Source organism: Colwellia psychrerythraea 34H (genome assembly GCF_000012325.1).
Classification (GTDB): domain Bacteria; phylum Pseudomonadota; class Gammaproteobacteria; order Enterobacterales; family Alteromonadaceae; genus Colwellia; species Colwellia psychrerythraea_A.
Genome location: NC_003910.7, coordinates 1966242 through 1992037 on the forward strand (window position 1 = coordinate 1966242; position 25796 = coordinate 1992037).

The following is a 25796-nucleotide window of genomic DNA, read 5'->3' on the forward strand; positions in this document are numbered from 1 at the left end:
AGCAGATAACGTTAAATTATTTCTTATATGCGCGGTTTTATTGGCATCATGCGCGGCAGAACATCAGCTTCAGGCTTATCTAGAAATCGATGTTTTAGTGCCCCTGTAATATGGGCAAATAATGCAGCCATTAGGGTATATACCAGTAGAAAATGCGCTTGTTTAGCCAATAGGGCCATTTCTGTATTTTTACCAAACAAAACAGGTAGGTCGATTAAGCCGAATAAGCTAACAGGGTAACCAAATAAATTTGTCATGGCATAGCCGCTAAACGGAATGGCCAACATTAATAAGTATAATGAGCCTGTTATTGTTTTTGAGAGTAATTTCTCCCAACTCGCCAATACGTCTGGCAATTTTGGTGAGTTATTAAGTCGACTCCAAATCACACGGAGAATCGCGAACTGCATGAAGATAACGCCAAAAGATTTATGCATACCCACGAGTAGCATTTTGTTGGGATCCGCTTTATCTAATCCTGCCATGTAAGTACCCACTGCAATGAGTACTATTATCATCAGGGCCATTACCCAGTGCAAAAACTTAGCAAACTTGCCATAGCTTTGTTCTTTCATATTTTCAGTATTCATAAGTCACCTTTCAGATTCATTGTTGGCAACTAATGCCATGTATAATCACTTATGTATAGCTTATTGTATTTTTATGGGTTGATATACGTGCTATTAGTCAACTTATTGTTCACTCACAGGTATTAATGTGAATATTTTAACACTGATGGAAACTGGAAGCTTTACTGCGGCGGCTGATAAACTTGGACTTTCCAAATCATTTATCAGCAAAAAAAATTGGTTTTTAGAGGAAGATCTGGGAACTCGGCTACTTTACCGCACCACGCGAAAATTGAGTTTTTCTGACGAAGGGAGCCAATTCTATAAGCACTGTAAGGTAATCATGGCTGAAGCTGAAAATGCTCGTGCCGAAGTCATGGACAGCCAAGGAGCGCCAAGGGGGAACATTCGTATAACAATGCCTCAAAGTCTTATCATTTCTGGTTTTGGCCAATTGTTGATAGATTTTCAACTTCAATATCCAGAAATAGACCTTGAAGTAATAGCCAGTGGGCGTATTGAAGATTTGGTGGAAGAGGGGATAAATATTGCACTCAGAGTGGGGCAACTGGAAGACTCAAGCCTTATATCCGCTAAATCGAAACCTCTTTCGAAGAATTAGAATGTTGATTGATTATTTATCTGAGCGGTTATTTGTTTAGTATTGAATGTTTAAATGGTTTGTATTTATATTTGTGAAACGTCAGACATTGGTTATTTTAAATAATTAAGAGGCGCTGATTTTTCAATAGCGACCCCTTTTCATTAATAAGTATCTAAACACTCTTTACTCATTGCTTAACATCAGACTTAATTGTTTTCAAAATATCTACAAAACGGGTAAGGGAAGGTGTCCAAGTTGACTGCTTAGCTGTAACAAAATAGGTATCTATATTAGCGATAGACGAGGGCAGATTGAGATAACCAATGTCGAACCGATGGCGATGAGCCTCCACTGTGGACAAGGGCATAATTGAATAACCCATACCTGATGCCACACAACCTAATATGCCATCTATGCTACCGAATTCAAAAATACGCGTTGCATTGACTCCACAAGTTGAAAGTAATTGCTCAATACGTTGGCGGTAGCTACACCCCTGACGAAACGCGAGAAAAGTTGTTTCTAAGAATTGTTCAGCGGTGGGGAATTTTTGTAATGTTTTAGGGCCGACAAGTACCAATTCTTCAGAGAATGCTTTTATAACTTGCAAGCGCTTGTGCTTTGGTTTTCCAGCAATAAAAACACCATCTACATCACCTTCTATTAACTGAGTTAGCAGTTGGGCTGTTGGAGCTGTTTCAACGGTAATATCTATTTGAGCATAACGGGCATGAAAGGCAGCTAATACAGGGGGTAGACGTAATGCTGTTGTTGTCTCCATTGCGCCAATTCGCAGTCGACTAGGTATAGACTCATCACCTTTAAATAACCCTAAAACATCATCATGAGATTTGAGTATTTGTTTTGCATAAGTGACCACATCTCTACCTGCTGTAGTCAAACGAGCACCACCTTTACGGTGAAATAGTAGAGCACCTAACTCTTCCTCTAGCTTCTTGATATGGGCTGTTACGTTCGATTGAACAGTGTGTTGACGCTCTGCTGCGGCAACAAAACTTCCAGTCTCTGCTACATCCATGAAAAGGCGAAGTGATTTTATTTGCATCTTATTTTTCTTTATTAACTTTATCTATCACAATATATGATACTTGAGTTCATTACAAATCACTTTTAATGGTGTGCATTGGCGTAATACAATAACGTGGTAAGAGTCGCCAAATTGAGCGAAATAAAGTGCAGTAAGTTGTTTTACTGTAACTTTTAATTAGCACAGTAAATTGCACCTATCATAGTGAGTTATAAAAATGATTAAAAAAGAAGACCATCCTGCAATAGTTGTTGGCATTATGGCAACGCTTGCAGGGATTGGCATAGCCCGCTTTGCTTACACCCCTTTATTGCCCGAGTTAGTACAACAAGGCTGGTTCAGTGGAGGTCAAGCTGCTTATTTGGGGGCTGCAAATTTGTTAGGTTATTTGATTGGTGCTCTCTCTGCTTTTCGACTATCAGAATCGTTTGATCCTTCATCAGTGATAAGGCTTTGTTTAGTTAGCATCTGTTTGAGTTTCATTTTTTGTGCTCAGCCAAATAGTTTCGAATGGTTTTTTATTTGGCGATTTATAGCTGGGATAGCTGGCGCTATTCTTATGGTTGTTGGCCCAGCAGAAGCTCTGGCTTGTACACCTCTTTCTCGCCGTACAAGTGTAGGTACCTTAGTTTTTATTGGCATTGGATTAGGCGCTGTAATATCAGCGATAACTGTGCCTTTGCTCTTACAGATTAATTTATTTATTACATGGATTTCTCTTGGAGGTATCATAATTTTTATTGGCATACTCTGTCATTTTGCCCTTAAAAAGCTGCCTAATAAAGCATTTCAAAAAGAGGTAACTTCTGAACAAACCACCGATAACCATAAAACTAAAACTATCGTATTTTTGCTGGTAGCTGCTTACGCGCTTGATGCCGTAGGCTTTATCCCACACACAGTATTTTGGGCTGACTATCTAGCACGAGAGTTAGGATTAGGAATTAATATTGCGTCTACACAATGGTTAGTTTTTGGCATAGGCGCAATGTTAGGCCCCATTTTTGTTGGCATTACTGCGCATAAAGTCGGACTAAGCTATGCACTTCTCATTGCTTTTTTGTTTAAAGCAGTTGCCGTATTCCTTCCCACTTTATCAGATAGTTTAATTATCTTAACAATATCCTCTTTTATTGTTGGCGCTTTGGTTCCAGGAGTTGTTGCACTTGCCTCAGGTCGAATAGCCGAATTAGTTGGAGCGCGAAAACACAAACAATTTTGGGGATTAGCTACGGCTACTTTCGCTATAGCGCAAGCGATTTCAGGCTATGGAATGTCTTTAATTTATAACCTTTGGGAAAGTTATATTTATCTATTTTACATAGGCAGCACAGCGATAGTTTGTGGTTTTTTTCTTCTCTTTATAGGAGAAATAGTCATCGCAACAAACAAATCAAAACAAAATAAATCCACAACACTTAATGAGATGAAACTATGATGAAATTATATCTAAATGCAACCTCGCCATACGCTCGTATGGTGCGCATTATTATGTTAGAAAAACAATTAGAAGGTAACGTTGAACTGTGTTGGTGCGATCCTTGGAGTGATGATGAAGCGCTCCTTAGGGAAAATCCTATTGGGCGAATACCAACATTAGTGACTGATGTTGGTATGGCAATATCTGAATCTCTTCTCATTGCGCTTTATTTAGATGAACAATGTTCAGTTCGACCGCTCATTACAGCTGATCGTAAAGAGGAGACTCTTCATGTTGCGGGTTTAGGTGTTGGGTTAATGGATGCTGCTTTTTCTACGGTAATTTCAGCTAAGTACTTAAATAACGAGGCCAATGATTCTGTTTTAAGTCAACGAGGTTTAAGAGAAATTCAACGAACTCTTGAACATTTAGAAAACAATGTAGAGTGTTATATATCATTTGAAACCATTTCTATTGGTGATATTGCTGTTGCCGTAGCCTTAGATTACCTAGCGTTTAGATTACCAGAACTTGGAATATCCAATAGCTATACAAAGTTAGAGGACTGGCGTAGTAACATCAGTAAACGTTTAAGCTTTAAAGAAACAGCATTTGAATAAAAAGCGCTTATTAGGCTGAATAGATTCCTTAATACATTAACCACTTAGCCCAATACTTTTAACTCATTGATCTATCTATAACAATCGAGTAATCTCAGTCCATTATAAAATTATGGACGATTTTTCCCATCTTGTAGAAAGAAGGGATTTTTCCTCATAATAAGCTGTTATAGGTTTCATAAGGATTGTGTAAATTGAAAATATTTTTTCCAATTTTAATCGTGTTTTTTTTGTTTTTTTCCTCTGATAGTTTAGCTAAAGAGGGGTATAACAGTGAATCTAAAAAATACGCGGTTAACAAATCGAAAAAGAAGCCGAAGCTTAAATGTGATGGTAGGCAACATTGTTCTCAAATGAGATCATTTGAAGAAGCTAAGTACTTTATAAAACATTGTCCTAATACAAAAATGGATGGTGATAATGATGGCATTCCATGTGAAGGGTACAAAAAAAGATAGGTGTTAAAACGAACGGCTAATAGTTGGCTTAGCTTCGTTCCTCACAGATTATAGCCAACTATTACTCACCGCTTATGGCGGCGTTAGGAATATTTCAAAGGATTGGAATTAAATGAAAATTTTAAGTATTGCATTAATATGTTTCTTTCTATTATCTTGTTCTTCTACAAAAGTTCATCTTTACTCTCGTTATTTGTCTGAACAACAAACAGATAAAATAACTAAAACCCTTGAAGAACATGACTTTGAAGTTATAGCTAACACATTAGCTTTTCCTGATGATGTTCAACAATCGACATTACTTTATTCTCCGTTTGTAAAAGGGGAAGATAATTTAAATATACTAATCGATTCGCTAGAAAATTTAGGTTGGAGACTCCCAATAGTAAAACCTCTCTTTGCGGGTAATCATTACTATACAAAAAATAGTGTTGGCTTGCTTCTTCTTCCTGATGGACTAAAGCAAAGTGACAAATTACTATCTCAAGATCTTGTAAATGATTATGAAGCAGAAAAATGCGAAATATCAGTTAAGCTTCGTTTAAATAGAGATGAGACATACCAATTGTCATATTCAGATGTTCCTTTCAGTCAACCAGAGCACTTAACAGGGAAATGGCATATACCAAGTTATCCGTATATTAAATTAGTATCTGCAAATAAAATGTGGTCATTTTATTTTGAAATACAAAAAAAAACAGACATAGATTTAGTAAGTAAAGTAGAGATAATAGAATTAAAACCAGTAGATAAACATCATGTATTTCCTTATTGTAGTTTTACTTATGGGGTTAGAATTTGAACGGTGTAATATAGGTCTAATAAGCAGTTCAAGCAGGAACTTCAACAGTTGGCTATGGTTCGCTTCACATTTTAGCCAACGTTTTTTATCCGCTTATCGCGGCGTTATGTATTTCAAAAAGGATGCAGTTCATGTCTGGTAATTATCCAAGTAGAATAAAGAGTCTACCGTTATATGATGGTAGGTTTGATGCTTATAAACTGGAAGCAAAAGAGAGTGAAGTCTTATTTGCTTCGTACCCAGCAGGAACATCAATTCCATCGCATACTAATGGTACTGATAATCATGGGGTTATTACTCGCGGTGAATTACTATTAACAATGAATGGTACAACGACGCATGTGGCAACAGGAGATTGGTATCATGTGCCTGCACATGTAGAGCACTCAGCTCATTTTGACGTTGATACTGATGAAATCGAATTTTGGTTTAAAGACAACACATAAAAATATTTAAACCTTGAACAGAGATTAAATTTATTATTATCATCTCGGAATAGTTATAGTAATAGTCGATTTTTTAGTGAGTTAATTATCGTGCGAATAAAGTATCCCTTAGCAATATTCTTTCTATTATGGTGTGCAATGACTATTGCAGCGCCGACTTCCGATTGGAAAAAAATTGTTCGCGATACTCCTTATTCTTTTAGTAAAGGGGCGTCCAAAAACTTAGCAGAATTACGCCGCTGGGTATTACTGTCGAATGGTTATTGCGAATTCCCTGACAGACATGTGTTTTTTGATCAACGGGGTCAATTCTTAACCTGGATGGATAATGAAGATACGGGCATAGCGACACAGGAAAAGTTAAATAAAATTCGTCTGCAATTACATCAAAATAAAAAGGTTAACCGCTGGATTGAAGGGAGCATGTCTACCATAGGTTATCCCTTTGCGCTGAGTTGTGATCAGCCATGGGTTGATATTCGTGCGGCTATTGACCGAGTAAAAGGCATAACGCCGGACTCGAAAGTATGGGGCACTTGGGACGGTGTTAAGGCCGGTACAGAGTCCAATCCTATTAGCTTAGAGGCATTGGTCGGATTAATGTTTCAACACCGAAATTCACAGTTAGTTAAGCCAATAGATACCTTGTCATTAAGGTTGTTTGTCGCCCAGTTGATTATTGAAAGTGGTGCAAAAAAACATGTTCGTTCAAGCGACAATGCTTTGGGGATGCTGCAGTTAAAACCTGAGGTTTTGAATGATTGTGGTATTGAAAAGCGCTTCTATCAACATCGTATGGCACAGGTAGATTGCGCTGTACGGTTATACGTGATGATTAGCAGAAACCTTCAGCCAGTATTTTCCTCGGTATTTGGGCATCTTGAGAAGGCAAAACAACAAGCACTTTTCGATATACTTTTAGTTCAATCTTACCACTCAGGGATTGGCGCTATGACAAAATTACTCACGGACACTGAAATGGGAAAAGCTGCCCAATACTTTGCTGAACATGAGCAACAATTCTCTGCCGAAGATATTGCTACTGGCATGATATTTCATAACTTGGGGCGCCAACCTTGGGGTTGGGAGTCACTCTATTATGTACTGGATATTATGATCGTGTCTAAGTCTTTATCCGCACACGATACTTAATGCCTGGTTCATCTTCATTTCCTACTTTATTCAGATGAAAATTGAGCTAAACCTTCTAAAATAGGGCAGTCAGGGTTATCGTCACCATCACATTTATCCGCTAGTTTTTGTAATATTTCTCTCATTTGCTCTAGCTCCAATATTTTTTCATTTATCTCCTGTAAATGACTCAGCGCTAGTTGCTTCACGTGTCGACTTTCTCTATCAGTATCGAGCCAGAACTTGAGCAGTGACTGAATTTCAGTCATGGAGAAGCCTAAGTTTCTCGAACGACGGATAAATCCCAGTTGTTGTATGTGCGCTTGATTGTATAGTCGATAACCTGCATCTGTACGACTCGCTTTTTTCAACACGCCAATCTCTTCATAGTATCGGATCATTTTGGCCGACACTCCCGTTAAACCGGAGGCTTTGCCTATGGTGACAAGTTTATCCATGTTATTTCTCCTTAAGTGTCCAGCGTTGCAATAACAATGCGTTACTGACAACAAATAAGCTACTAAATGCCATTGCAGCTCCGGCAATAATGGGGTCAAGATAACCAAAGGCTGCTAGTGGAATTCCCACTGCATTAAAGATGAAGGCCCAAAAAAGGTTTTGCTGTATTTTACGATAAGTCAGTCTTGCAATGATCAATGCCGTGGGTACTAGGCTTGGCTTACTGCGCATTAAAGTGAAAGACGCAGCGCTAACCGCAACATCAGTACCCGATGCCATTGCCATGCCCAAATCTGCTTGTGCTAGTGCTGGCGCATCATTAATGCCATCACCAACCATAGCAACCTGATAACCTTGCTCTTGATATTGAATAATATATTTTGCTTTATCTGCTGGCAGTACCTCAGCTTTAAAATCGTCTAACTGTAATTCTGTCGCCACCGATGTTGCACTCGCTTGATTGTCACCGGTAAGCATAGCAACCTTTATACCTTGTTGTTGCAATAGCTTCACAGCTTGCAGCGCATCAGATTTTAATTTATCACTAAAACAAAATAGCCCAAGTAATGTTATTTGATCTTGTTGCTGACAAGCCAACCAAGAAACAGAAGCTCCCGCTATTTTTATTTGTTCGGTTGGCAGTGTTACGCCTACCTCTTGCATCCAATGACTACTGCCCATCAATACTAAATTGTCAGCAATGTTGCCTTTGACACCATAACCCGCGACAACCTGAAATTCATTGACAGGTAATGCTTGTGTCCCTTTGGTTAATGCCTTTTCAACCACTGCCTTGCCTAATGGGTGCTCACTATTTATTTGTAAGGAATAGGCCAACTGCAATACTGTTTCTTCACTGCCACTGATGACCGTCATTTCATTTACAACAGGTTTGCCTTGGGTCAAGGTACCTGTTTTATCAAATACCACTAAATCGATTTTTTTTGCCTGCTCTAATGCCACTGCATCTTTAACCAATACGCCTAATCTGGCAGCGGTTCCTGTGCCTGCCATTATGGCTGCAGGAGTTGCTAAACCAAGTGCACATGGACAGGCAATAACTAAAACGGCTACTGCATTGAGAATGCCATTGGTCCAGTCATCAAATACTAAACCTGTCACCAATAAGGTGGTAAGTGCGACCAATAACACCACAGGAATAAAGATACTGCTGACTTTATCTACTATTGCCTGTACGGGGGCTTTAGCACCTTGGGCTTGCTCAACTAATTCAATGATTTTAGATAAGGTAGATTCGGTACCAACATTAGTGGCACGGATCTCTAAAATACCGTCCAAGTTAAGTGAGCCACCCGTGACAATATCCCCTTCTTTTTTACTTAACGGAATCGATTCTCCACTAATTAACGCTTCATCCAGATGACTTTGCCCCTGTAAAATCTCACCGTCAACAGGGACGCTTTCGCCCGGTATTACTTTAACTTTTTCACCTGATTGCACTGATGAAGCGGCCACTTTTTGCCATTTACCTAAGCGTTGCACTGTCGCCTCAACAGGTTTCAAATTTTCCAATGCTCTAAGTGCATCAGTTGTTCGGCGTTTTGCTTTGTGTTCTAAATATTTACCCAGCAGAACCAAGGTTATTACTGCGCTACTGCTTTCAAAATACAAGTGCGGCATGCCATGAGCGCTATCAAAGCTCCACCACAAATACAAAGATAGTCCGTAGGCTGCACTGGTACCGATGGAGACAAGAAGATCCATGTTGCCCATACCCGCTTTTAATGCCCCCCAGCCTGCACGATAAAAACGAGCGCCAAAATAGAACTGAACTGGCGTAGCTAACAACCATTGCCAAACAGGCGGTAACATCCATTGTTGCGCAAACAACATGCCTAACATGGGTAACACCAATGGCAAGGTAAGTAGGCCTGCTCCCAACACGGGCCACCATGCTTTAGTATAAAAAGGCTGATGTTGACTGGTTATTTTTATCACGCTGTCATTGTTCAACGGGATAAAAAGGTAACCGGCTTGTGTCACGGCTTGGGCTAGTTGTTCATCGGTTACAAAGGATAAAGTTTTTACTTGTACGTGCTCTGTGGCTAAATTTACCGATGCACTGACCATACCGGTTACTTTTAGCAATGCCTGTTCGACCCGCTTCACACAAGAGGAGCAACTCATCTTTCCAATACCAAATTGCTTTACCTTTACTGGCACTTGATAACCCGCCTCAATAACAGCCGTAATTAATTCACTATGACTGGCAGTACCTTGAATAGTTGCCGTATCTGTAGCTAGGTTGACTGTAACATCTGTCACGCCAATCACTTTGTGTAACGCCTTTTCAACACGACCTACACATGAAGCACAGGTCATACCGTCAATTTTGAATTGTGTAGTTGTATTCATAAGCTTCTCATCTTAATTGAATTGTAGAACTAAGCTGAGGATAAAGCTTACCACGGTAGTAAGGTCAACCGTTTTGGGAGAAAAGATGTTTTCAATGAAAATTGACAGTATGACGTGCAATCACAGTACTCGAATAGGGGGGGAAATCATTATTGTGAAGGTTTTGTCAGATCAGCGACTCGTTGGTTTTCAAGCCGCTCTCTATTTACGTAAGGTTGTGCAATTAACAACTCGCTATTCTTGATGTGTATTTGATGCCTACCTCCAGCTTTATTGATGTTTATATGACATCGATTTGGTTTGTGAATACAAGTGTTTTTTTTATCTTATTGATATATAGGTATTTATTTTATTGGCTCTGTTTTTGCTATATAAGAAACATTAAACAAAAACTTAAGTTATAGGATACTTATATGAAAACAATAAAATCAATGCTTCTTATCCCAATGTTGCTAGTAAGTAGTTACTCAAATGCTGATGAAGTTGTGCAAAGCGTACCTGATAATAGTGTCGGTCAAGTTATTGGGGGTTGGAGTTCTGTTTTAATTGGTGGGGTTTTAGGCGGACCTGTAGGTGCTATTGCAGGCGGCTTAGTCGGTGCTTGGGCAGGTGGTGGCGTGCAAAAATTATCAGGTACTAGCGGTAACTCTTACGTAGTGAAGCAAGAAAATGATGAAGAGGTGTTAATTCGCTCGCCAAATTATACTTTTCAAGTGGGCGATAAAGTCAAAATAGTAGGACTTAGAGCTATACCGATTGAAACTAATGAATAGTACAGCTTCGTTATTTTTGATGAGTAATAAATTTTCAGTGAAAGTCTCAAACTAAACTCAAGCTAAACCAAAGGACGTTAAATGACTAATATTCTACTTTTTGATGAAATTAACAAGGTAGCTGTAACGAATCATGCTTCAGAAAAGAAGTTGCCTGGTGATTTAGCAATGTGGATTTTCATTGTTATGGAACTTACTGTTTTTGCTATATTTTTCATTACTTTTGCCGTTACGCAGCGGATACAAAGTGAAATGTTTATTGAGGGCAGAGCCACACTTAATGCTTCCATCGGACTATCTTGCACCTTAGCTTTAATTGTTAGCAGTTATTATGTTGCCTTAGCTGTTGAAGCAGTGAAGAAAGGTAAGAATTTTGTGGCAAGTCGAAGACTGATACTTGCTCTACTTAGTGCTACCGTATATTTGGTCTTAAAGCTGAGTGAATATACAACCTTGGTTGGGCTTGGTTATGACCTATCAACGAACACCTTTTATACCCTTTACTTTTTCATTACTGGCTTTCACTTTATGCATGTCTTATTAGGAATGATTATTTTGGCTTATATGGGACTTAAAGCACGCAAAGATTCTTATATTCCGACGGATAGTAATGGTTTTGAAGCAGGAGCTTCGTACTGGCATATGGTTGATCTTGTTTGGATTATTGTTTTTTTTCTTATTTACATCATTCACTAGGATAAATTATGAATCGCTTAATTAATAATGTGCATTTTTCAGCAATTATTCTGATAGTACTAACACTGGTTAGTACTTTATTGGCACAATCAAATAGTCAGACAAATCTAGTTGCGATATTAGTTACCCTGTCAGTAGTGATAAAAGGCCAGCAGATCGTCGATGTTTTTATGGAGCTAAAGAGGGCACAAGCTAAATGGCGCTGGCTTTTGTTAAGTTACGCTATTTTAGTCCCTACGATATTAGCTATCATTATATATATCTAATCACGCTATAATCATTGAATTACTAATGATTTATTCTTTTTCCCCACGTTGGAATATTGCTTGTGCTTGAAAAAACGTTACTAAAAATTGCTTTAGATCTGAGTTTAAGTTTACCTAAAAAAGCCCATTATCAGCGTTTAATGCTGGCCGTTAATGAAGTAATGCCTTGTGATGCAGTAGCCTTATTGGTATTACAAGATGATTATTTGGTTCCTGTCGCGGTTGACGGTTTGTCACCCGAAGTACTGGGAATGCGCTTTTCTCCTGAAGAACACCCAAGATTAAAAGCTATCTTATCTTCGCGTAAACCCATTCGTTTTGATGCTGACTCAAGTTACCCTGACCCTTATGATGGTCTGCTATCGATAGACCCCAAACGTGTACTTGATGTACACGATTGTATGGGCTGCTGTTTATATGTTGAGGAAAACCTTGTTGGCGTGCTCACGCTGGATGCGTTACAAGTTGGTGCCTTTAGTAATGTCGATGATATTACCGTTGCGACTTTAGCTGCACTTGCAGCAGCAACGATACGTAATGCTAACTGTATCGCTGTGTTAGAGAAAAGAAATGAGAAAGCATTGTGTTTAACTAATGAATTGGTGAAAGACGCTCATAAAGCCAAAGGTGACGATTTTGTTGGTGAAAGCCCGAAGATGTTGGAATTAAAAAATGAGATCAAGGTAGTCGCCAATTCAGAGCTTTCGGTATTAATTACCGGAGAAACTGGCGTGGGTAAAGAGGTTGTCGCACGTACTGTTCATGCGCAATCACGTCGAAGTGAAGAAGCAATCGTACAAATAAATTGTGCGGCTTTGTCAGAAAATATCGCGGAAAGTGAATTATTTGGTCATGTGAAAGGCTCGTTTACTGGCGCCAATAAAGATCGCATGGGTAAGTTTGAGCTCGCCAATCACGGTACATTATTCTTAGACGAAATAGGTGAACTGTCTTTAAATCTTCAAGCAAAACTATTAAGAGCTATTCAAGAGGGCGAGATCCAGCGGGTTGGAGCGGATAAAAATTTCTATGTTGATGTGCGAATTATTGCTGCCACTAATCGAGATTTATCCAAAGAAGTTGCCCAAGGACGATTCAGAGAAGATCTTTATCACAGGTTAAGTGTATTTCCGCTTAATGTACCGTCTTTACGTGAACGAATTGATGATATTCCACAGTTGAGTGGCTTTATCTTAAATAATATTAAAGGAAAAATTGGCACCAACAATGTCAGAGTGAGTAAAACGGCTATGCACCAACTCATGCAATACGATTGGCCAGGCAATGTCAGAGAACTGCAACACGTGCTTATGCGTGCAGCATTGAGAGCTGCAGCCAGCGCAGAAGGAAAAGTAGCAGTGATAGAACTTAAACATTTAGGTTCAGATTTTGTTGCGGATAGCGCTGTTGAAAGTGGCAGTATTACTCCAGTAATTTCTACTGACAATAAATCATTTAACGAAATACTATCGGATTTTCAACGTCAGTTGATCACACAAGCAATGGAAGATAATGATCATGTGTGGGCAAAAGCTGCACGTCAACTGCAACTTGATAGAGGCAATTTATATCGTCAAGCGAAACGTCTAGGGTTAACCTAAGTTTTATAATGAACGGCATGAAGCCAATAGTTTATTATTGGCTTCATTTTTTTAGGCTGCTTATTTCAAGAGCTCACCTATTTAAAGAAGTTAGTTATTTTAAACTGGCAAAATAGACAGAAAGATTCTCTATATCACTATCAGATAATGCACCAGCCATGCCTTGCATCACCGCCGCCTGACCACCATTTCTCTTCTTAGAACGATAAGCTTTTAAAGAACTAACCAAATACTGCTGGTTCTGTCCAGCCAGGTTTGGGTAAGTGGGAATTATTGCTTTGCCCTTTGCACCGTGACAGCCTGCACACATACCTGATTTGGCTTTACCAGCTGCAATATCTCCAGCGAAACTGCTAAAAGACAATGTAACTAGTGCAAGTGTTACTGAACTCAATAGTAATTTTTTCATAATTTTCCTTAGATTAATGTTAGACCTAGTCAAATAATAGCAACCACTGTGCCATATTATATCTACTTGTTTTTATAAGATTTTTTAAATTTTTTGATTTGTTTAATTTAGTTTGATGTCATAAAGACTCGGTATCTTGAGTTATATGGACACGTTTGTTCTATATTATTATTACTGTTTTATTTATCTTAATGATTTATAAGCTTTTATTATTATGGCATGCCTTCTGCAGTACCATTACTGCAATATGTGTTACATGAGTGGAGTCAACATTGTTGATATACCCAAGCGACCTGAAGATGCAGGTTTCAGCTGGAATTATAAATGCCTTTGGGCAAGGCATTGATTGAAGAGAATAGTTATTCTATTGTCGAAATCAATAACGTAGCGTAAAGCGTTTATAAACCAGCCCTGCGGGGACGCTTGAGCAAAACATGTTCTTCGTTGCCTCTTGTTTTAAGGGAATAACCCTTAATAAAAAGAGGCGCCTTGACCATGAGTTCCTCAAGCGTCCTGAAACACGCCTCTTCAAGTGGCTTGGGTATAAGTGAAAATCACCATGAATTAACCCACATATTTCATTATTTAAAAAATACCAATTCTTCAAGTTGCTGAGGCAACCCTGAGAATATGCTAACTGTACCAAGGAGGTACTTATGAAAACCCTAACTACAGATGTTGCTATTATCGGTGCAGGTCCCGTTGGTTTATTTCAGATATTCGAGCTTGGCTTACAAGGATTAAGTACTGTTGTAATTGATAGTTTGCCGGAGATAGGGGGTCAATGCAGTGAGCTATACCCAGATAAACCTATCTACGATATTCCTGCCTTGCCTAACGCAAAAGCAAGTGAAGTGATAGATAACCTTTGGCAACAGGCTGCAATTTTTGACCCTACATTTTTATTGGCTGAACGGGTAGAGCATATCGAGAAAGTCTCAGAGCATTCTTTCATCGTCACGACTCATAAACAGACACAAATTCATTGCCGCGCAGTCGTTATTGCGGCGGGTAATGGCGCTTTTTCACCTGTTAAATTAAAACTGCCGTTAATCGATAAATTTGAAGATACACAACTGTTTTACCGTATTAGTAATATTGAACATTTCAGAGATAAGAATGTGGTTGTGCTAGGCGGTGGTGATTCTGCTTTGGATTGGAGCTTAACGCTGCAAAAAACAGCTAAGAGTGTGCTTCTTATTCATCGAAGTAGTAATTTTAAAGCAGCAAAAAGCAGCGTTAATAAAATGTATGAGTTATGTGAGCAACTAAAAATGCAGTTTTTATGTGGCCAAGTGAGCAGTTTTCAAGAAAAAGAAAATAAGCTAACAGGACTGACTATTACCTCAAAAGATGGCGTTAACCGCAGAGTGGAACTTGATGAACTCGTCGTTCTTTTTGGGATGTCACCCAAACTTGGACCAATAGATAATTGGCAACTTGAAATGCATCAACACCAAATAAAAGTAGATACGCAATCATTTCAAACATCAGTAACTGGCATTTATGCCGTGGGCGATATTAATTATTACCCCGGTAAAAGAAAACTTATTCTAAGCGGCTTTCATGAGGCAGCGTTAGCAGCCTTTTCTATTGCCGAAACCGTTTTAGAGAAAGACCGTATTCCCACGTTATACACAACGACGAGTCCGGTAGTACATCAACGATTGGGAGTAGAACACTCACTGGAAGCGATGTTGAGTTAGTCATTGATTACCGTCAGATAGCATAAATGCAGATCAGATGGTCTCAGTGCTCATCTTTTCAAATCAAATCAAATCAAACTTAACTAAATTAACTAAATTAACTAAAACCAGATAAATAGCTAAAAATAACTTACTTAACCGTTCAACCAAATAATAGGAAAACATCATGTTTAATATTTTCAAGACTAACAAAGCGCAAACTAACGATAACGTATCCGCACAATCAAACGAACACGATAATGCTGTAAAAAATAACTCAACTGAAGAGGAAGAGAATAAAAAAGTGCATGGCGAAGATGGCGTATGTTGTGGTGGTTGTGGAGGAGAATAGTGCAGAGTCATCGATAACAATAGACGAAATTAACGGCTGATTACGCTTGAGCTGACATTGCTTAAATAGATATTCAATTAATAAAGGTATAAACATAGAGGAGTAAATCACTCATACTTTAGCATGACAATGATTAAGTTGGTGTTTTTTAACTTGTTGTAATGTAAGTCTTTATTGTGTAGTGGTTGCTTTGTAATTGACTTCACTCTGATTGATTTTTGACGAAGACTGCACCATCATCAGCGTTAATTATGATCTCAGGAATGTTTATGAAAAGCGTCTCAGCCTGTCTAAGCTTTTTTATTATCTTGCCCGTATTAGGACAAGATATAAATGATATGGAAAAAATTAATGTTTATGGTCAAACGCCACTGTCGAGTACTGTCGTCAGTGATCACAGTGCTTTTGGCAGTGTTCAAACGATAGATGCGCAAGCGCTTGTTCAATCGCAAGCTATCTCTTTAGCCGAACATATGAAGAATCAGCTGACGAGTTTGCATATAAATGACGTGCAAAATAATCCATTTCAGCCTGATGTTCAATACAGAGGGTTTACCGCTTCACCGCTATTAGGCTTACCTCAGGGCATCTCTGTTTATTTAAATGGCGTACGATTTAATGAACCCTTTGGTGATACCGTAAATTGGGATTTAATACCTCTTGCGGCGCTTGACACTGTTTCTTTATATTCTGGTTCAAACCCTGCTTTTGGCCAAAACACCTTAGGCGGTGCGCTCGCGTTACAGACAAAAAATGGCTTTAGCTATACACAAAATGAGCTTGAGGCTCGTTTTGGTAGCTTTGGACAACAACAATATACGGTGCAATCTGGCGGTAATAAGGGCAATTGGGGTTATTATTTTGTTGCCAACAAGTATCAAGAGGATGGTTGGCGAGATCATTCTGCAAGTGAATTACAACAGATGCTTGCAACCCTTACTTATGCGAGTGAACGTCGTACCATCGATTTTATTGTTTCTGCCAATAATAACGAAATGCTTGGTAATGGCGCAGTGCCAGAAAAACTTGCTGGATTAGCGGGTAGAAGCGCTATTTATACCCAGCCAGATAAAACCGACACGAGTTTTCAACAGTTCATTGTTAAGGCCGACAATGTTATTAACGATCAAATGTCATGGCAGGCAAATGTTTATTATCGCCAAAACGAAATTAACAGCTTAAATGGTGATGACAGTGATTATGAAGAGTGTGAGTCTGGCTCGCTTTATAGCTTGTGTGAAGAGGGGGAAGATGACTCTTTAGAGCGAGTTCATTTTGTTGGTTATGATGAAGATACTTGGTTAAGCGAACTAAGTGATATTGATGCAGACGATATAGATGGTACTTTGAATACAGGTTTAACGGATAATGAAAGTTATGGTGCTGCGCTGCAATGGGTTGGATTAAGTCATTTTGATGCTTCTGAATCTTTCTACGCTGTTGATAATGAATTTATTTTTGGCTTGGGTGTAGATCAAGCTCAAATTAGTTTCAACAGCGATACCCAATTTGGCATACTTAATAATGAAACAGTAGATGATGACCGTTCGGTAACCGGTATTGGTTTGTATGATAGTGAATCACGTGTAAGTTTAAAGGTGAAAACTCAACAGCAATATCTTTACTTTTTAAATGCGATGACATTCGGGGGGAATTTTACCCTTAACCTCGCTGGTCGTTACAATTACGCCGATGTGAGCATGAAGGATCAAATTGAGACTGGCAAAGGCTCACTAAACGGTGAGCATGTTTTTCATCGTTTTAATCCGGCAATTTCTGTTAACTATCAGCTTAATCAAGAGTACTCGGTTAAATTAAGTTACAGTGAATCTTCACGTACACCTAGCCCTGCTGAATTGAGTTGTGCGGATGAAGAAGACCCGTGTAAATTACCCAATGCTTTTGTTGCCGATCCGCCTCTTGAGCAAGTTGTTGCCAAAACAACAGAAGCGTCTTTACATTACGATAATACCAATTTTTCAGCGCTAGCCACGGTTTTTTCAACCTTGAGTTATCAAGATATTATCTTCCAACAGGCGGGTGAAAAGTCTAATGAAGGTTACTTTATCAACCTTGATAAAACTCAGCGCCAAGGAGTAGAGCTTGCGTTTTCCACCCAAGTTGGCGATGTTGATTTTAGTGCTAGTTATAACTATTTAAAAGCAACGTTTGAATCTCCCTTTGTCTCTTTTAGTCCTGTTAATCCTTTAGGACCGAACAGACAAGTTAATCCAGGTGATGAAATACCAGGACAACCTCAAAACCAGTTTAAATTCCATATAAATTGGCTGTTCAACGACCAGATAAATGTCGGCACAGAATTTTTATATGCCTCTTCATCCTATTATCGAGGTGATGAAGCAAACGATAATAAGAAAATACCGGGTTATGCAGTAACCAATATTTATCTGAATTATCAAATCAATGAGCGACTACGTTTATCTGCGAAAGTGGATAATTTATTTGACCGTCATTTTGATACGTTTGGAACCTATGGCGAAGCCGATGAAGTGCTAGGCGAACTATACCCAGATACGGAATTTGATGAATACTTTGTCGGACCATCAAGACCACGTGCTATCAGCGTCAGTATTAACTATCAGTTCTAAATTTATTTGAATCGGTAGAATACTGGCGTACTCACTAAAAGACGAGCTTTGTCATACTAAAGGAGGAAAGCATTGTTGCAGCAGTGAGAATAGGATTAGGGTATGTATTTTATCTCTTATAAGATCAAATCGATGTACAAAAACTCTTATCCTGCTTACCTTTCTTATTGCGCCTTATCACTAACTAGCTTGAGTGGGATAGCGCTGGCAGATGATGATATAAAAATCGAGCAAAACAATTCATCTCATACCGAGGTTATTGTCATTACCGGCAGTCGACAAGCCTCTGACTTGTTGAGTTTTGCCGGCAATGTCGATCGCATTTCCACTGAAGATATCGACATTGTTAGCGCTGTTCACCCTAGCGACATTCTTAATCGTGCAACTGGCGTTCATATTCAAACTAATAATGGCATGGAATCATTGCCTTCAATGCGCTCTCCTGTGCTAACAGGACCGGGAGCTGCTGGCGCCTTTTTGTTCCTCGAAGATGGTATTGCTACGCGATCTGCTGGTTTTGCCAATAATAATGGTCTATCAGAGCTGAACCTTGCGCAAGCCAGTGAAATAGAAGTTATCAGAGGACCCGCTAGTGCTGTCTATGGCTCTAATGCCGTGCATGGTGTGATTAATGTCTTAACAAAAGCCCCGAGTGATGAAGGGGACGTTTCATTACTATTTGGTCCGAATGAACGCGTTCAACTTCAAGGCACGCTAGGTCGGGAAATGGATCAGCAAGGTGTCAGTGGTAATTTTCAAGTTATTGACGAAGAGGGCTATCGAGATGATAGTGGCTTTACTTCATTTAAGGTCAATGGCAGACATGATTATGAAGAAGGTGTTGATAAAATTAGCACGCTTATTTCAGGTTTTGTACTAGATCAAGATACCGCTGGTTTTATCTCTTCAGGTGACAATGGAAGTGATTGTTATAGTTCTGACTATGCAGATGGAAACCTTTATCAAGACCGTAATGCAATGGAAAAAAATTGTGATGATGATGCATATCGTAAGTGGTCATCATTACGTATTGCTACTAACTGGCAACGTCTATTAAGTGCTAAAACTCACTTCAGTATTACCCCATACTTTCGGGTCAATCAAATGGAATTTCGCCAACACTACTTGCCGTCAAAAGCGATAGAAGAAAATAGTCATTACAGTGTCGGAGTTACCAGTAATTATTATTGGCAACTAGAAGCTAACCTAGCGTTAGTCATGGGTATTGATGCTGAGTGGACTGAGGGAGAGCTGACCCAAACGCAACAAAAGCCAGATACCTTTAGTTTTGGTAAAGCACGACAACAAGGCACACATTATGATTATGAGGTTGAGGCTTCAACGATAGCGCCCTATATTCAAGCAGACTGGCAAGTGAACGATATTTTAAAGTTCACCGGTAGTATCCGTTTTGATGCCACCGAGTATCGTTACAATAATCTCATTGCTGACGGCACCACTAAAGCTGATGGTAGCAGTTGTGTTAATAACTCAGGCGAAGCGACCCCTTGTTTGTATCTTAGACCGAGTGATAGCGATGATCACTTTAATAATACTAGTACCAAGCTTGGCTTTAATTATCAATTTGCTGATGATACCGCGTTGTTTGGCGCTTGGTCGCAAGGATTTAGGGCGCCACAAACGACAGACTTGTATCGATTACAAAATCAACAAGTGGTAGGAGAAATAGACTCAGAGGAAATTAGCAGTACTGAGATAGGTGTACGTGGCGTAACTGACAAATTTCATTATGAAGCTGTTATTTATACCATGACTAAAAATAACGTTTTCTTCCGCGATGCTAGTGGCCTCAATGTTACCGATGGTAAAACTTCACATCAAGGTCTTGAACTCGGCGTTAACTATGACTTTACCGAAAACATCAATCTGGCTATTAATTACAGCTATGGCGAGCATGAATACGAATTCGACCGTCCAAGCAGTGGCGTGGTAAAAGGTAATGAGATTGATACCGCACCTAAAAACCTTGCCAATACACGATTACGCTGGTTACCAACGACGAACACAACCCTTGAACTAGAATGGTTACATATGGGGGACTACTTCTTAGACCCAGCTAATGAGCATAAGTATAAAGGGCATAACTTGTGGCAACTTCGTGGTGCTGTTCAAATAAATCGTCATGTTAATTTGTTTGCCCGTATTGAGAACCTAACCGATGAGAAATACGCTAGTCGTGCTGATTATGCGTTTGGCTCTTATCGCTTCTTTGGTGGTCAACCGCGCGCTATTCATTTTGGTGTTAGTGCCAACTTTTAGTCCAGACTAAGACTAGAATTAATATTGAATCGATAGAAAAGGAAAAAAGATGAGTAAATGGTTTATTGGCTTGATGGTATGTTTTTTCTTATCTTCTTATGTCGTTGCCCAACCTGAGGTACGTGTTGGTGTTTTAAAGTTCGGCACGGTTAACTGGGAAATTGATGTGATTAAACATCATCAACTCGATAAGAAGTTTCAGTTTGATTTAACCGTAATGGCATTAGCCAGTAAAAATGCCTCTGCGGTTGCCTTACAAAGTAAGGCGGTTGATATTATCCTCAGTGATTGGCTTTGGGTGAACCGTCAGCGTTTTGAACAGAGAATGTATACCATGTACCCAACCTCAATGGCGACTGGAGGACTTTATGTTTCTGCTAATTCTGCAGTTAAATCTTTGGCCGACCTTAAAGGAAAAAAAGTAGGTATTGCTGGCGGAGCTGTTGATAAAAGTTGGTTGTTATTGCAAGCCTACAGTCAAAAAAAATATGGACTTGATTTAAAGAAGCAAGCTGAACCTACTTTTGCCGTGCCACCTTTGTTAAATAGACTAATGCTACGCGGTGATTTAGACGCCGCAATTAACTTTTGGCACTATGGCGCTAGACTGAAAGCGGCAGGTTATGAGACCTTAGTGACTGTGCCTCAAATGCTTGCGGAACTTGGAATTGAAACTAAAATACCTTTGTTAGGTTGGGTATTTGATCAAACATGGGCAAATGAACATCCCGAGGCGATAACACGATTTTTGCAAGCGTCACTAGAAGCCAAGCAAATATTATTATCATCTGATAAAGAGTGGCAACGTATTCGTCCCTTGATTAAAGCTGAAAATGAAGACGTATTTACCCTATTGAAAAAAGATTATCGCGCAGGTTTGTTACGTGAATTTGGTGACAAAGAAATAGCGGCGAGTCAGCAGGTTTTTGAGATATTAGCAGAGCAGGGCGGCAGTACTTTGGTTGGTAAAGCGACGGCATTAAGCGAGGGAACTTTCTGGCGAAACAATACGCTGGATAAAACGAGTCGTGCTAAGAGTATTCAATGAAACTCTTTTTCAACAAAAATGTTGCAACACCAAAAAGCTTTTTTAAAAATATCCCTTTACACAAAGGCGCTTTGACCATGAGATTTTCAAGGGAGTTGTTTTCATTTTTATTATTGCGGCTCGGCGTTATTATTGTAATCTCTGCATTATGGCAGGGCTTGGCATGGGTAATTGCTAGCCCAGATTTTCCTTCACTATTTGCCGTGATTAACAGTGTACAGTTTCACCTCAATGAAGGTGAGATGGTGACTAATATTTTGATTACGCTTAGACGTGTATTACTGAGCTTTATTATTGCGATGCTGTTAGGCGGCATTATTGGAATAATGATGGGGGTTAATGCTCGGATTAATAAACTAAGCGATTCGCTGCTTATTATCATGCTTAATATTCCAGCCTTGGTGACTATTTTACTTTGTTATATCTGGTTTGGTTTAGTTGAATCTGCGGCCATTGCTGCAGTGGTTATTAATAAGATCCCTACGGTAGTTGTGATGATACGAGAAGGAGCGCGAGCGGTCGATAAAGACTTATTGGCGGTTGCTAAAATTTACCAACTGTCAGCCAGTAAAACCTTTTTTAATGTATTTTTACCGCAACTTTATCCCTTTATCATTGCTTCTGCCCGCTCAGGGTTATCTTTAATTTGGAAAATAGTATTAGTGGTTGAGTTGCTAGGGCGAAGTGATGGCGTCGGCTTTGCACTGAATACCTTGTTTCAATTTTTTGATATTGCAGGAATTCTTGCCTATACCCTTGTCTTTGTTGTGATTATTTTACTCATTGAAGCGCTGATTTTTAAACCCTTTGATAAACTTGTTGCCAGAGGAACCCGTTTTGATTGAACTCAATGTCGCTATAAAAAATAAGTATTATGCAAACAGTGACCAAGCGGTATTAGCGCAATTGGATTTTACTGTGAAGCCTGGAGAGTTTGTTGCCCTCATAGGCCCGTCGGGTTGTGGAAAGTCGACCTTACTCAATATGATTAGTGGTCTTGAAAATTGTTCGGGCCAGCACATCTCTTATAATGAGAACGCTTATAATGAGAACGCTTATAATGAACGGGCTTTGCAAGAAGAGGGTGAAAGTAATAAAGCGTTACATCAACTCGGCTATATTTTTCAACAGCCCAGGTTAATGCCTTGGCTTACCGTTCGAGAGAATATTGAGCTGATATTACAACCGAACCAGTTTCACAAAATTGATGATTTATTAGCGCAAGTTGGTTTAGCAAATGAAGGGGAGTATTTTCCAAGTCAACTTTCTGGTGGCATGCAACGACGGGTAAGCATCGCGCGTGCTTTTGCAATAAATCCACAGTTGCTGTTATTAGATGAGCCTTTTAATTCTCTTGATGCGCCTACTGCAGCACGATTACGACAACTGTTAATTGATTTGTGCGAACAAAGAGGTACTACCGTTGTGTTTGTAACCCATGATTTGCAAGAAGCTGTTTATTTAGCTGACCGCATTATTTTTATGAGTGACTCTCCTAGTACCATAGTTCATCAGAGCATTGTTGATTTGCCTAGGCCGCGTAAAGAGTCTGGGGTGTCTGAGTTAGCATGGCAAGCAAAGCTTTTATCTAAGTACCCAGGCTTACTTGCGGGGCAAATTGACTAACGCGCGATATTTATTTGCGTGAGGCAATAATAAGATCAATTTAAAAGGATGAACAATCAGTGCTGTAAATATTGTCGACTCTGTTATTACTTTTACTTACCTTTACTTACCTTTACTTAGTTTTTCATAGTAACAAATATTAATATCTTAATTAAATAAAGTCAGCCTTGTCGTCATATTGCTCATTTATTTGTCTTTTAGTTCCCGCTTAGAGCTCTATTACTCCCTCAAATTAGTCCGTTTATTCCAACTAACAAAAGCAATTACTCACTTCTCATCCTTGCTCCCCCTAAAGTAGTAAGCCTTTTGTATGCGACTAAATAACAAGCTATTTGGGTAAGTTGACTCATTCTCTTTCTATTGGATGGTTTTATCATGGATGTACTAAATAATAACGATAAAACGGGAAGCATGAAAATGACTAAACTATTTAAATTAAGCTTAATTACAGCAACAATGACTATGGCAGCATTCAACGCAAATGCAGCAGTTGAAATTTACGAAAAAGATGGCATGTCATTTAGTGCTGATGGCTTAGTCAATGTCTTTTATTCTAACAGCTCAATTGATTCAACCAATGCTGCTGGCATGGAAGAAGATCGTACTCAATCGCGTGTTCGCACAGGCTTCCTACCAAGTAATATTGGTTTTAATTTTGCTAAGCAATTATCAGATGTGAAAATTGGTATGCGCTCTTCATTTTGGGTTTCTCTAAGTGATAGCGATAATAATCGTGATGCATCGCCAGCTGATTTGGGCACAGGTTCACTAATTGATGTGCGTCAATTCTATGCAACGGTAAGTGGTAGCTGGGGTGAAGTTTTACTTGGTAAAGATTTTGGTCTCTATAACCGTGCTAATATTTTAGGTGATGAACTGTTACTTGGTTTTGGTCAAACGTCTGACTTTTTTGGTTTAGTTGATGGCGGTAATGTGTCTTTCGGTAACATTGCTACGGGTTACACTTACCCAATGCCAAAAGCACAAATGACTTATAGAACACCTGAAATGAACGGCTTTAAATTAGCGGTAGGTATTATGGACCCTAATAAAACAGCGGGAGACTCATCTGAAGAATTACCGCGTTTTGAAGCTGAATTAATGTACAACACAAGCTTTAATGAAAACAGTTCAATGAAAGCCTGGGTTAGTGGTGTAGCGCAAACTAGTGAAATAAATGATGTTGAACAAAATCAATCAGGTATTGGCTACGGCGTTAACGTTATGTTTTCAGGCTTATCATTAACTGCTTCTGGTTATAGTTCAAAAGGTTTAGGTCATGTTGCAGGTTTAGATCATATTGTTGGGGTTGATACGATTGAATCTGATGGTTATCTAGTACAAGCAGCCTACACAATGGATGATAACCGTTTTGTATTAACTTACGGTGAATCTGAAACAACAAATGCTGGTAATGTTGAGGTTGTTGGCATTGTTGGTGATGCGGTACATAGTAATACCGGTGTGGCTTATTTTAGAACGATTGTTCCTGGTGTAACAGCGGTATTTGAATATAACAATACCGAAGTTGATGCAACTAACTCACTGATAGCAGAAGATAATAACACCTTCTCAATTGGCGCAGTGGTAACTTTCTAACGCGCAGTTCATCATGCTTCCTCGTTAGTGTGTGGGGAAGGTGATGAATATTAATTTACACCCAAGCGTTATGGTTAAGCAGATTTTAGCTATAATTAGCAACAGGCACCTTTAAATGGCTTGGGTGTTTATTGATCTATTGTTGGGTAAGTGTTGCACTAAAAGATGAGTTACCTACAACTAACGTAGGGTTAACTAAGTACTTGTAACATGTTAAGTTTAAATAGTTAATTTAATCGCATGGTAGTTAGCCTTATGTATAAAATTTTAGTCGCAGACGATCATCCGTTGTTTAGAGATGCCATTGTAAATATTATCGGCATAAAGTATCCCGGTTCAACCACCTATGAAACTGAGGATGTAGAATCGACACTCGCTTTCGTTAAAGATAATGATGAGATTGACTTAATATTGTTAGACTTGAATATGCCTGGTATGTCAAACCTCAGCGGTTTGCTAGATCTACGTAATCAATGCCCGACAACGCCTGTTGTTATTGTTTCAGCAGAGCAAGAGAAACAAAAAATTCTACAAACCCTTTCTTATGGTGCGGTTGGTTTTATAGCCAAATCATCTTCGAAAGATGTTATTGGCGATGCACTAGACAGTATCTTTCAAGGCAACGTATATTTACCATCAGATATTATGCGCTCGCCAACGAACTCAACAGTGACTAAAAATGAGTTTCAAGCCTTACCTGAAAGTATTTCCTTATTGACTCGGCGTGAATTGATTGTGTTACAACACTTAACTAAAGGTGAAGCTAACAAACAAATTGCCTTTAATTTACATATTTCTGAAACAACCGTTAAATCACATGTTTCATCCATTCTTAAAAAGCTAGGTGCATCTAATCGAGTGAAAGTAGTACTCGGCTGTAGCGATATCGATTTTAATCAATATTTAAAGCGTTAGTTTT

The 25796-nt window shown here is 39.0% G+C and carries 24 protein-coding genes and 1 pseudogene; 20 read left to right on the top strand and 5 right to left on the bottom strand.

Going from position 1 to position 25796, the window contains the following annotated elements:
- Positions 1 to 23: 23 nt before the first annotated feature.
- The gene (locus tag CPS_RS08445; protein ID WP_138140256.1) at positions 24 to 590 is read right to left on the bottom strand and encodes a cytochrome b; all 567 of its coding nucleotides are present in this window, start codon (positions 588 to 590) and stop codon (positions 24 to 26) included.
- Positions 591 to 717: 127 nt separating this feature from the next.
- Here CPS_RS08445 and CPS_RS08450 point away from each other — a divergent pair, with 127 nt between their 5' ends.
- Positions 718 to 1191 (top strand): LysR family transcriptional regulator, encoded by a 474-nt coding sequence (locus CPS_RS08450; RefSeq protein WP_011042731.1) that lies wholly within the window; start codon positions 718 to 720, stop codon positions 1189 to 1191.
- A 169-nt stretch (positions 1192 to 1360) separates the two neighbouring features.
- Here the strand turns inward: CPS_RS08450 and CPS_RS08455 are convergent, their stop codons facing one another.
- Positions 1361 to 2239, bottom strand: coding sequence for a LysR family transcriptional regulator (locus CPS_RS08455; protein WP_011042732.1), 879 nt, complete (start codon positions 2237 to 2239; stop codon positions 1361 to 1363).
- Between the two features lie 199 nt (positions 2240 to 2438).
- Here CPS_RS08455 and CPS_RS08460 point away from each other — a divergent pair, with 199 nt between their 5' ends.
- The 6 genes and pseudogenes from CPS_RS08460 to CPS_RS08485 all read left to right on the top strand — a co-directional run bounded on the left by CPS_RS08460 (position 2439) and on the right by CPS_RS08485 (position 7119).
- The gene (locus tag CPS_RS08460; protein WP_011042733.1) at positions 2439 to 3659 is read left to right on the top strand and encodes a YbfB/YjiJ family MFS transporter; all 1221 of its coding nucleotides are present in this window, start codon (positions 2439 to 2441) and stop codon (positions 3657 to 3659) included.
- Entirely contained in the window at positions 3656 to 4261 is a 606-nt protein-coding gene (locus CPS_RS08465; RefSeq protein ID WP_011042734.1) for a glutathione S-transferase, read from the top strand. Before CPS_RS08460 ends, CPS_RS08465 begins: the two co-directional genes overlap by 4 nt.
- 323 nt (positions 4262 to 4584) lie before the next feature.
- Positions 4585 to 4719: pseudogene (locus tag CPS_RS24070) on the top strand (excalibur calcium-binding domain-containing protein); the annotation flags it as partial.
- Between the two features lie 112 nt (positions 4720 to 4831).
- Positions 4832 to 5521 (top strand): hypothetical protein, encoded by a 690-nt coding sequence (locus tag CPS_RS08475; protein WP_011042736.1) that lies wholly within the window; start codon positions 4832 to 4834, stop codon positions 5519 to 5521.
- A 131-nt stretch (positions 5522 to 5652) separates the two neighbouring features.
- Positions 5653 to 5967 carry a cupin domain-containing protein gene (locus CPS_RS08480; RefSeq protein ID WP_011042737.1) on the top strand — a complete coding sequence of 105 codons (315 nt, stop codon included), beginning with the start codon at positions 5653 to 5655 and terminating at the stop codon, positions 5965 to 5967.
- 138 nt (positions 5968 to 6105) lie between these two features.
- Positions 6106 to 7119, top strand: a complete 1014-nt coding sequence (locus tag CPS_RS08485; RefSeq protein ID WP_138140257.1) for a hypothetical protein — start codon at positions 6106 to 6108, stop codon at positions 7117 to 7119.
- 26 nt (positions 7120 to 7145) lie between these two features.
- Here the strand turns inward: CPS_RS08485 and cueR are convergent, their stop codons facing one another.
- Both cueR and CPS_RS08495 read right to left on the bottom strand, forming a co-directional pair.
- On the bottom strand, positions 7146 to 7556 hold the full coding sequence (gene cueR / locus CPS_RS08490) for a Cu(I)-responsive transcriptional regulator (RefSeq protein ID WP_011042739.1): 411 nt from the start codon (positions 7554 to 7556) through the stop codon (positions 7146 to 7148).
- A 1-nt stretch (position 7557) separates the two neighbouring features.
- Positions 7558 to 9933, bottom strand: coding sequence for a heavy metal translocating P-type ATPase (locus CPS_RS08495; RefSeq protein WP_011042740.1), 2376 nt, complete (start codon positions 9931 to 9933; stop codon positions 7558 to 7560).
- A 413-nt stretch (positions 9934 to 10346) separates the two neighbouring features.
- On the opposite strand from CPS_RS08495, the gene CPS_RS08500 reads away from it, so the two are divergent.
- The 4 genes from CPS_RS08500 to norR all read left to right on the top strand — a co-directional run bounded on the left by CPS_RS08500 (position 10347) and on the right by norR (position 13269).
- A complete protein-coding gene (locus CPS_RS08500) occupies positions 10347 to 10706 on the top strand; it encodes a hypothetical protein (protein WP_011042741.1) in 360 nt (119 codons plus the stop codon).
- Positions 10707 to 10787: 81 nt separating this feature from the next.
- Positions 10788 to 11402, top strand: coding sequence for a cytochrome c oxidase subunit 3 family protein (locus CPS_RS08505; protein ID WP_011042742.1), 615 nt, complete (start codon positions 10788 to 10790; stop codon positions 11400 to 11402).
- Positions 11403 to 11410: 8 nt separating this feature from the next.
- Complete coding sequence (locus CPS_RS08510) at positions 11411 to 11668, top strand: cytochrome C oxidase subunit IV family protein (RefSeq protein WP_011042743.1); 258 nt, start codon at positions 11411 to 11413, stop codon at positions 11666 to 11668.
- A gap of 62 nt (positions 11669 to 11730) precedes the next feature.
- Positions 11731 to 13269, top strand: coding sequence for a nitric oxide reductase transcriptional regulator NorR (gene norR / locus CPS_RS08515; protein WP_011042744.1), 1539 nt, complete (start codon positions 11731 to 11733; stop codon positions 13267 to 13269).
- A 94-nt stretch (positions 13270 to 13363) separates the two neighbouring features.
- Here the strand turns inward: norR and CPS_RS08520 are convergent, their stop codons facing one another.
- Positions 13364 to 13678 carry a c-type cytochrome gene (locus CPS_RS08520; RefSeq protein ID WP_011042746.1) on the bottom strand — a complete coding sequence of 105 codons (315 nt, stop codon included), beginning with the start codon at positions 13676 to 13678 and terminating at the stop codon, positions 13364 to 13366.
- 656 nt (positions 13679 to 14334) lie between these two features.
- Here CPS_RS08520 and CPS_RS08525 point away from each other — a divergent pair.
- The 9 genes from CPS_RS08525 to CPS_RS08560 all read left to right on the top strand — a co-directional run bounded on the left by CPS_RS08525 (position 14335) and on the right by CPS_RS08560 (position 25792).
- Positions 14335 to 15384: an NAD(P)/FAD-dependent oxidoreductase gene (locus tag CPS_RS08525; RefSeq protein ID WP_011042747.1), complete on the top strand. Its 1050-nt coding sequence runs from the start codon at positions 14335 to 14337 to the stop codon at positions 15382 to 15384.
- Between the two features lie 166 nt (positions 15385 to 15550).
- Positions 15551 to 15715: a CCGSCS motif protein gene (locus CPS_RS23265; RefSeq protein WP_081428709.1), complete on the top strand. Its 165-nt coding sequence runs from the start codon at positions 15551 to 15553 to the stop codon at positions 15713 to 15715.
- A gap of 269 nt (positions 15716 to 15984) precedes the next feature.
- Complete coding sequence (locus tag CPS_RS08530) at positions 15985 to 18324, top strand: TonB-dependent receptor (protein WP_011042750.1); 2340 nt, start codon at positions 15985 to 15987, stop codon at positions 18322 to 18324.
- Between the two features lie 132 nt (positions 18325 to 18456).
- Positions 18457 to 20604: a TonB-dependent receptor gene (locus CPS_RS08535; protein WP_138140259.1), complete on the top strand. Its 2148-nt coding sequence runs from the start codon at positions 18457 to 18459 to the stop codon at positions 20602 to 20604.
- Positions 20605 to 20653: 49 nt separating this feature from the next.
- Entirely contained in the window at positions 20654 to 21652 is a 999-nt protein-coding gene (locus CPS_RS08540; RefSeq protein ID WP_011042752.1) for an ABC transporter substrate-binding protein, read from the top strand.
- Between the two features lie 77 nt (positions 21653 to 21729).
- Positions 21730 to 22497, top strand: coding sequence for an ABC transporter permease (locus tag CPS_RS08545; protein ID WP_011042753.1), 768 nt, complete (start codon positions 21730 to 21732; stop codon positions 22495 to 22497).
- The gene (locus CPS_RS08550; RefSeq protein ID WP_011042754.1) at positions 22490 to 23278 is read left to right on the top strand and encodes an ABC transporter ATP-binding protein; all 789 of its coding nucleotides are present in this window, start codon (positions 22490 to 22492) and stop codon (positions 23276 to 23278) included. The genes CPS_RS08545 and CPS_RS08550 overlap by 8 nt, the downstream gene beginning before the upstream one ends.
- A gap of 417 nt (positions 23279 to 23695) precedes the next feature.
- Positions 23696 to 24877 (top strand): porin, encoded by a 1182-nt coding sequence (locus CPS_RS08555; RefSeq protein ID WP_011042755.1) that lies wholly within the window; start codon positions 23696 to 23698, stop codon positions 24875 to 24877.
- A 255-nt stretch (positions 24878 to 25132) separates the two neighbouring features.
- A complete protein-coding gene (locus CPS_RS08560) occupies positions 25133 to 25792 on the top strand; it encodes a response regulator transcription factor (RefSeq protein WP_011042756.1) in 660 nt (219 codons plus the stop codon).
- Positions 25793 to 25796 lie beyond the last annotated feature (4 nt).

Coding starts and splice junctions, on each gene's coding strand:
- CPS_RS08535 (WP_138140259.1), top strand. CDS start 18,457: ATGTACAAAAACTCTTATCCTGCTTACCTTTCTTATTGCGCCTTATCA.
- CPS_RS08495 (WP_011042740.1), bottom strand. CDS start 9,933: ATGAATACAACTACACAATTCAAAATTGACGGTATGACCTGTGCTTCA.
- CPS_RS08500 (WP_011042741.1), top strand. CDS start 10,347: ATGAAAACAATAAAATCAATGCTTCTTATCCCAATGTTGCTAGTAAGT.
- CPS_RS08520 (WP_011042746.1), bottom strand. CDS start 13,678: ATGAAAAAATTACTATTGAGTTCAGTAACACTTGCACTAGTTACATTG.
- CPS_RS08485 (WP_138140257.1), top strand. CDS start 6,106: ATGACTATTGCAGCGCCGACTTCCGATTGGAAAAAAATTGTTCGCGAT.
- CPS_RS08560 (WP_011042756.1), top strand. CDS start 25,133: ATGTATAAAATTTTAGTCGCAGACGATCATCCGTTGTTTAGAGATGCC.
- CPS_RS08555 (WP_011042755.1), top strand. CDS start 23,696: ATGACTAAACTATTTAAATTAAGCTTAATTACAGCAACAATGACTATG.
- CPS_RS08460 (WP_011042733.1), top strand. CDS start 2,439: ATGATTAAAAAAGAAGACCATCCTGCAATAGTTGTTGGCATTATGGCA.
- CPS_RS08480 (WP_011042737.1), top strand. CDS start 5,653: ATGTCTGGTAATTATCCAAGTAGAATAAAGAGTCTACCGTTATATGAT.
- CPS_RS08510 (WP_011042743.1), top strand. CDS start 11,411: ATGAATCGCTTAATTAATAATGTGCATTTTTCAGCAATTATTCTGATA.
- CPS_RS08465 (WP_011042734.1), top strand. CDS start 3,656: ATGATGAAATTATATCTAAATGCAACCTCGCCATACGCTCGTATGGTG.
- CPS_RS08545 (WP_011042753.1), top strand. CDS start 21,730: ATGAGATTTTCAAGGGAGTTGTTTTCATTTTTATTATTGCGGCTCGGC.
- cueR (WP_011042739.1), bottom strand. CDS start 7,556: ATGGATAAACTTGTCACCATAGGCAAAGCCTCCGGTTTAACGGGAGTG.
- CPS_RS08475 (WP_011042736.1), top strand. CDS start 4,832: ATGAAAATTTTAAGTATTGCATTAATATGTTTCTTTCTATTATCTTGT.
- CPS_RS08530 (WP_011042750.1), top strand. CDS start 15,985: ATGAAAAGCGTCTCAGCCTGTCTAAGCTTTTTTATTATCTTGCCCGTA.
- CPS_RS08445 (WP_138140256.1), bottom strand. CDS start 590: ATGAATACTGAAAATATGAAAGAACAAAGCTATGGCAAGTTTGCTAAG.
- CPS_RS08525 (WP_011042747.1), top strand. CDS start 14,335: ATGAAAACCCTAACTACAGATGTTGCTATTATCGGTGCAGGTCCCGTT.
- CPS_RS23265 (WP_081428709.1), top strand. CDS start 15,551: ATGTTTAATATTTTCAAGACTAACAAAGCGCAAACTAACGATAACGTA.
- CPS_RS08540 (WP_011042752.1), top strand. CDS start 20,654: ATGAGTAAATGGTTTATTGGCTTGATGGTATGTTTTTTCTTATCTTCT.
- CPS_RS08505 (WP_011042742.1), top strand. CDS start 10,788: ATGACTAATATTCTACTTTTTGATGAAATTAACAAGGTAGCTGTAACG.
- CPS_RS08455 (WP_011042732.1), bottom strand. CDS start 2,239: ATGCAAATAAAATCACTTCGCCTTTTCATGGATGTAGCAGAGACTGGA.